The sequence below is a fragment of the Segeticoccus rhizosphaerae genome, assembly GCF_009192725.1.
GTDB classification, from domain to species: domain Bacteria; phylum Actinomycetota; class Actinomycetes; order Actinomycetales; family Dermatophilaceae; genus Segeticoccus; species Segeticoccus rhizosphaerae.
Map to the genome: position 1 here is coordinate 1 of NZ_VOHR01000275.1, position 5,028 is coordinate 5,028.

The 5,028-nt window shown below is 71.8% G+C and carries 6 protein-coding genes; 4 read left to right on the top strand and 2 right to left on the bottom strand.

What is annotated here, in order from left to right; all coding sequences use genetic code 11:
• The 3 genes from FRW57_RS17045 to FRW57_RS17055 form a co-directional block, all read left to right on the top strand.
• Positions 1 to 394, top strand: a 394-nt coding sequence (locus tag FRW57_RS17045; protein ID WP_162529397.1) for an AAA family ATPase, incomplete at its 5' end; no start/stop codon positions are given.
• A 75-nt stretch (positions 395 to 469) separates the two neighbouring features.
• Positions 470 to 1,765 carry a DUF58 domain-containing protein gene (locus tag FRW57_RS17050; protein ID WP_137122463.1) on the top strand — a complete coding sequence of 432 codons (1,296 nt, stop codon included), beginning with the start codon at positions 470 to 472 and terminating at the stop codon, positions 1,763 to 1,765.
• Positions 1,766 to 1,827: 62 nt separating this feature from the next.
• Positions 1,828 to 2,829 carry a ketopantoate reductase family protein gene (locus tag FRW57_RS17055; RefSeq protein ID WP_137122464.1) on the top strand — a complete coding sequence of 334 codons (1,002 nt, stop codon included), beginning with the start codon at positions 1,828 to 1,830 and terminating at the stop codon, positions 2,827 to 2,829.
• A gap of 13 nt (positions 2,830 to 2,842) precedes the next feature.
• Here the strand turns inward: FRW57_RS17055 and FRW57_RS17060 are convergent, their stop codons facing one another.
• Both FRW57_RS17060 and FRW57_RS17065 read right to left on the bottom strand, forming a co-directional pair.
• Positions 2,843 to 3,139: a pyridoxamine 5'-phosphate oxidase family protein gene (locus FRW57_RS17060; protein WP_137122465.1), complete on the bottom strand. Its 297-nt coding sequence runs from the start codon at positions 3,137 to 3,139 to the stop codon at positions 2,843 to 2,845.
• 65 nt (positions 3,140 to 3,204) lie between these two features.
• Positions 3,205 to 4,200 carry a stage II sporulation protein M gene (locus FRW57_RS17065; RefSeq protein ID WP_137122466.1) on the bottom strand — a complete coding sequence of 332 codons (996 nt, stop codon included), beginning with the start codon at positions 4,198 to 4,200 and terminating at the stop codon, positions 3,205 to 3,207.
• A gap of 102 nt (positions 4,201 to 4,302) precedes the next feature.
• Here FRW57_RS17065 and FRW57_RS17070 point away from each other — a divergent pair.
• Positions 4,303 to 5,028: RDD family protein (locus tag FRW57_RS17070; protein ID WP_152186557.1), on the top strand; the 726-nt coding region annotated here is incomplete at its 3' end.

The following is a 5,028-nucleotide window of genomic DNA, read 5'->3' on the forward strand; positions in this document are numbered from 1 at the left end:
GCACGCGGCGGGCTTCGACCCCCAGGACCTGGCGGCCGCAGGGGTCTCCCCCGTCGCCGGGCCGGCCGACCTCGAGGCCGGCGCTGCGGCCGTCCGACGCGTCAGGGTCGCACCCGAGGTCACCGCCTACATCGTCGACATCGCCCGGGCCACCCGCCAATCTCCTTCGTTGGCCCTGGGAGTCAGCCCCCGCGGTGCCGCAGCCCTGCAGGCCACCAGCAGGGTATGGGCCTGGCTGAACGGTCGCAGCTTCGTCACGCCGGACGACGTCAAGGCCCTGACGCAGGCGACCCTGGCCCACCGGATCGCGCTGCGTCCCGAGGCCGAGCTGGAGGGGGTCCACGTGTCCGCCGTCCTGGACAGTGCTCTGGCGTCGGTGCCGGTCCCCCGATGATGGTGCCTGCTCCCTCCGTATGCCGTTCCGCGCCAAGGGCATCGCGCCGCGGGCGAAGGTGCGGGTGACCCCGGCATGGCCCTGACCGGGCGCGCGGTGGTGCTGGTCCTGCTCGGTCTGGCGCCCGTCGTCGCGCGCCCCACCGTGTCCACGGTCGGATGGTGGTGGCTCTTCGTCATCCTGGTGATCGGGCTCGACTGGCTGCTCGCCGTGCCGCCCGGGACGCTGGTGGTCTCGCGGGGCCCGGTGCGTCAGGTCCGGCTCGGCGAGACGACCTCCACCTCGTTGCTGGTGACCAACCCGTCCAGCCGCCGGTTCCGCGGCCTTGTCCGGGACGCGTGGCAACCGTCGGCGGGCGCGACCGGCGAACGGCATACCGTCCGGTTGCGTGGGGGTGAACGCACCCGGCTGACCAGCACACTGCGACCGACCAGACGCGGTGACCGGCTGGCCGACCGGGTGACGGTGCGCAGCCTCGGCCCACTGAGGGTCGCCGCACGGCAGCAGTCCTTCTCCGTGCCGGGCGCGGTCCGTGCCCTGCCGGCCTTCGCGTCGCGCAAGCACCTGCCGAGCCGGCTGGCGCAGTTGCGGCAGCTCGACGGGCGCTCGGCGGTGCGGACACGCGGGCACGGCACCGAGTTCGACTCCCTGCGTACCTACGTCGAGGGCGACGACGTCCGTTCGATCGACTGGCGAGCGACCGCCCGCCGGCAGTCCGTCGTCGTACGCACCTGGCAGCCCGAGCGGGACCGCCGGATCATCCTCGTGCTGGACACCTCGCGCACGTCCGCCGCCAGGGTCGCGGACATGCCACGGCTCGACGCCGAGATGGACGCCGCGCTGCTGCTCGCGGCCCTTGCGTCCCGTGCCGGCGACCGGGTCGACCTGCTGGCCGGGGACCGCCGCGTCAAGGTGAAGGTGAGCGGATCACGCAACCACACCCAGCTGCTGCACGAGCTCGTGACCGCGATGGCACCGCTCGAACCTGCTCTGCTGGAAGCGAACTGGACCACCTTGGCCGCGGAGGTCAATCGGCTCAGCCGTCGGCGATCCCTCGTGGTCCTGCTCACCTCCCTCGAACCGGCCGCGATCGAGGAAGGGCTGTTGCCGGTGCTGCCCATGCTGACCGCCCACCACCGCGTGGTGCTGGCCTCGGTGGCCGACCCGGCCCTGGGCGCCCTGACCACGAACCGCTCCACCACGTCCGCGGTCTATGACGCGGCGGCAGCCACCCGCACCGTGGCGTTGCGGCAACGCACCGCCGAGGCGCTCGGTCGGGTCGGGGTCACGGTGCTCGACGAGGTGCCGGACGAGCTGCCGGTCGCCCTGGTCGACCACTACCTGCTGCTCAAGTCCCGCGGGCTGCTCTGAGCCGGATGCCTCCACTCGAGGCGCCCGTGGACGCCCGTGGACGGCCGTGAGACATTGACGGCATGCCAACGCACAGCAAGGTTGCCATCGTGGGTTGTGGAGCCATGGGGTCGGTGTATGCCGGGCTCATGCAGCTCGCCGGGCACGAGGTGCACGGCATCTGCCTCTGGACCGACCACGTGCGGGCCGTGCAGACCGGCGGGCTGAGGGTCCACGGCAAGAGCGGGGACCACACCGTGGACCTCGCCTCGATGGGCACCAGCACCGACGGGGTCGGCGAGTGCGACCTCGTCGTCATCGCGACCAAGGCCTTCGACGTCGAGTCCGCGGCGCAGGCGGCCCGGCCGCTCATCGGGCCGGGCACCGTCGTGCAATCCATCCAGAACGGGCTCGGCTCGCCGGAGCGCGTCGCCGGTGTCCTCGGCGGCGAGCGGCTCGCCATCGGCGTGGTCGGCGGTTTCGGGGCCTCTGTGTCCACCCCGGGCGAGGTGCACCACAACGGGATGGAGATGGTGCGGTTCGGCGCCTATGACACCTTGACCCGCGCCGACCTCGAGGCCTCCGCGCAGGTGTGGACCAGCGCCGGCTTCGAGGTGCGCCTGTTCGACGACACCGACCAGATGGTGTGGGAGAAGCTGATCATGAACGTCGCCTTCTCCGGCACCACCTGCCTCACCGGCATGACGATCGGTCAGGTGCTGGCCGACGCCGATGCCTGGCACGTGGCGCAAGAGTGTGCCCTCGAGGCCGTGGCGGTGGCCCGTGCGGCGGGGATCTTCCTGGATGTGGGTGATCCGATCCAACATGTACGGCTCCTCGGTGGCCGGATCCCGGACGCCCGCCCGTCGATGCTGCTGGACCACCTGCTGGGCGAACGTGGCGAGGTCGACGCGATCCTCGTTCAGGTGGCCCGCCTCGGCGAGCGGCACGGCGTCGCCACGCCGACCCTGCAGACCGTGGCCGACCTCATCCGCGCCAGGGAGAGCCTCATGGCCGCCGCCCCCGAGCGTCAGCGCGGCGACAGTCCCCGTGAGCCGAGCAGCTCGGCACGCTTGAACGCGTAGGCCACTGCCCAACTCATCCGCAACCGGTACATCTTCGCGCCAGGTGCCGAGCCTTGGCCGAGTCCCCGGCGGTGCTGAACGTCCACGTGCCGTGCAGGAAGTGTCCGTCCAGCGCACTGATCCGAGGCTCACCGCCGCTCGTCACGGTGGCGACCGACAACACCTTCATACCCGTGAGCAGCTGGGCCAGCTCGTCGGCCCGCAGGGTGCGTTGGTCGTTGATGATCGAACGCAGGTGTCCGGTCGCGCGGGCGTGTGAGGCGTCGAGCAGGTCATGCAGCGAGGCGATGTCCTCCGGTGTCTCTCGCATGCGCCGACCGTACGGCAACGCGCCGAGACCGGCTTGATCGTCGTTGCGGCGATGCGGCCGCCCGGTCAGCCCGCCGCCGGCAGGGTGTCGCCGGCGTCCTGTGCCGAGACGTCTCCGATCTCACCCCTCCGGTGTGCCCACCGACCCAGCGTGAACACGTAGGTCAGGAAGGCGATCTCGACCACCACGCCGATGCCGATCCGGGCCCAGGTGGGCAGCCCCGACGGCGTGACGAAGGCCTCGATGATCCCGGAGACGAGCAGCACCACCACGAGTCCGAGCACCACGACCACCGACGACCGGCCGGCCGCGGCGATCGACTGTCCCCGGGTCCGGCTGCCCGGCACCACCCACGACCAGAAGAGCCGCAGGCCGACGCCCCCGGCGACGAAGACCGCCGTGAGCTCGAGCAGGCCGTGCGGCAGGATGAGACCGAAGAAGAGCCCACCCCGCCCGTGGTCGGCCATGATCGAGCCGATCAGGGCGACATTGACCGTGTTCCTCCAGAGCACCAGGACGACCGGCACTCCGAGGACGCCGAGGGCGACGCAGAGCGCGGCGACCTGCGCGTTGTTGGTCCAGACCTGGCTGGCGAAGTGCGACGCGGCATACTCGCTGTAGTAGCCCTCGACCTCGTGGTGCACGAGCTGGCTGATCTCGGCCGCCGAGACCCGGCTGGCGACGATCCGCGGGTGTGCGAGCAGCCACCATCCGAGCAGGAAGGCAGCCGCGACGTTGGCCAGGGCGGTGACGATCCACCACCGACGCATCTCGTAGAGCGCACCGGGGAACGTCGCGGTGAAGAAGGTCGCCAGGTCCGACCAGGAGTGGCTGCGGGTGCCCGCCGAGCGCGACCGGGCACGAGCGAGCAACGAGGACAGGTAGGCCACGGTCGAGGGGTCGGGGGCACTGGAACGGATCAGGGACAGATGGGTGGCCACCCGCTGGTAGCGGTCGAGGATCTCGTCGGCCTCGGCCCCGCTCAGGCGGCGCTGGCGCACGAGGTGCTCGAGGCGGGCCCACTCCGGGTGGTGCCGGGTCACGAAGGCGTCCAGGTCCACACCGGCAGCCTAGGCCAGCCCGCACGCCCGCGCGGCGCTCGTCCACAGCCCCGGATGCACGTGGAGCCCCTCGACGAGCGGCCGTCGTAGGCTGCGGTCACCATGGCGAAACGTCTCGACCTGTCCTTCGGCGCACACGACCTCGTCACCGGCGAGGCCGTGAGCCTCGAGCTGCCGGCAGCGAGCATCGGCGTGCGGATCCTGTCCGGCCTGATCGACGTGGTGGCGGTCGTCGTGGCGGCCGTGGTCCTGGCGGTGCTCGGCGGCACGATCACCCGGGGCCAGGACCAGGCGTTGACGCAGACGGCGCAAGTCGTGGTCGCACTCCTCGCCGTCCTGGTCCTGCCGACGACTGTGGAGACCCTCACCCGCGGCAAGAGCCCGGGCAAGCTCGCGCTCGGACTGCGCACCGTCCGCGACGACGCGGGGCCGATCCAGTTCCGTCACGCCTTCGTCCGAGCCCTCGTGGGCATGGTCGAGATCTTCGTGACGTTCGGCGTGCCGGCCCTGATCAGCGCCCTGGTGAGCACCCAGGCCAAGCGGCTGGGGGACCACGCCGCCGGCACCTATGTCGTGCGCGAGCGCGTCGCTGTCCGACTCACTCCGCCTCCGGCGATGCCACCGTTCCTGCAGGCCTGGGCGAGCGGCGCCGACATCGCCACCCTGCCGGACGGACTGGCGGTCAACGTGCGCCAGTTCCTCGGCCGCGCAAGCACTCTCACGCCAGCAGCACGAGCGGCGGTCGGCTCCCGGCTGTGCGCCGAGGCGCTGCGCCACGTCGCTCCCCCGCCGTCAGCCGGCGCGCACCCCGAACACGTCCTCGCCGCG

Excerpts from the sequence above, each read along its gene's own strand:
- FRW57_RS17060 (WP_137122465.1), bottom strand. The coding sequence starts at position 3,139 with ATGCGAGAGACACCGGAGGACATCGCCTCGCTGCATGACCTGCTCGAC.
- FRW57_RS17050 (WP_137122463.1), top strand. The coding sequence starts at position 470 with ATGGCCCTGACCGGGCGCGCGGTGGTGCTGGTCCTGCTCGGTCTGGCG.
- FRW57_RS17055 (WP_137122464.1), top strand. The coding sequence starts at position 1,828 with ATGCCAACGCACAGCAAGGTTGCCATCGTGGGTTGTGGAGCCATGGGG.